Annotated in this window: 1 protein-coding gene and 1 pseudogene; both read right to left on the reverse strand. The window is 47.3% G+C overall.

The window, feature by feature from the left end:
- Positions 1 to 694: UDP-N-acetylmuramoyl-tripeptide--D-alanyl-D-alanine ligase (locus ACTHUM_RS15630; protein WP_440403372.1), on the reverse strand; the 694-nt coding region annotated here is incomplete at its 3' end.
- A pseudogene (locus tag ACTHUM_RS15635) lies at positions 691 to 874 on the reverse strand (hypothetical protein); the annotation flags it as partial. The pseudogene ACTHUM_RS15635 and the gene ACTHUM_RS15630, both read right to left, overlap by 4 nt.

Below are 874 nucleotides of genomic sequence, written 5' to 3' on the forward strand. Positions count from 1 at the left end.
ATAGACAGATATTGGCATCTTCGCACGGAATCAGCGCAATGCCGGCTGAAAGCAAACCTTCGTAGATTTCACTTTTGGCTTTGGCAATATCGCCGACGCCATCAAAACCGCAACCGACATGCGCGCGCAAAGCGTTATTGACCAAAGCAACATTCGGACTGGCAATTCGGGTCAGCAAAGACAATTCGCCAAAATGGTTCATACCCATCTCGATGACGGCATAGCGATGTTTTTCGTTCAGTTTCAACAAAGTCAGCGGCAAGCCGATATGGTTGTTGAAATTGCCGGCAGTCGCCAACACAGCTTCATCACCGAATCGATGACGCAATACGCCGGCCAACATCTCTTTAACCGTTGTTTTGCCGGAAGAGCCGGTAATGCCGAAGACAAACGGATTCACATTTTCACGCCACGCCTTCGCCAGTTTTTGCAAAGCCACAAGCGTATCGTCAACCTTCAACGCGCCTTTCAAAGCCGCACAATCTTCGCGCGAAACCACAACTGCCGTTGCCCCCGCTGCCAACACATCTTCAACAAAGTCATGCGCGTCAAAGCGTTCACCGGCAAGCGCGAAAAATACGTCGCCGTCCTGAATATCGCGGCTGTCTGTAACAATACGCGAAACGGGTTGATTTTCAGACGGCATCGGAAGGCCGAGAGTTTGGCAGATGAAATTTAGGTCTAGTGATTTCATGGTTGTGTTTCTTGTCCTTGTTCTAACGGCTCCACATTTTTATCCGTATTTTGGGAAACCATTTTTAAATGACGATAATTGCGTCTTGCCAGCACAATAAAAAGAATATCGGCAAAATTTACACCGACAGTAAGCTTATGTACCGTAAGGCTAAATGATAATTGCAGTACACTTTCTATA

The sequence above is a fragment of the Neisseria sp. P0021.S006 genome (assembly GCF_051956895.1).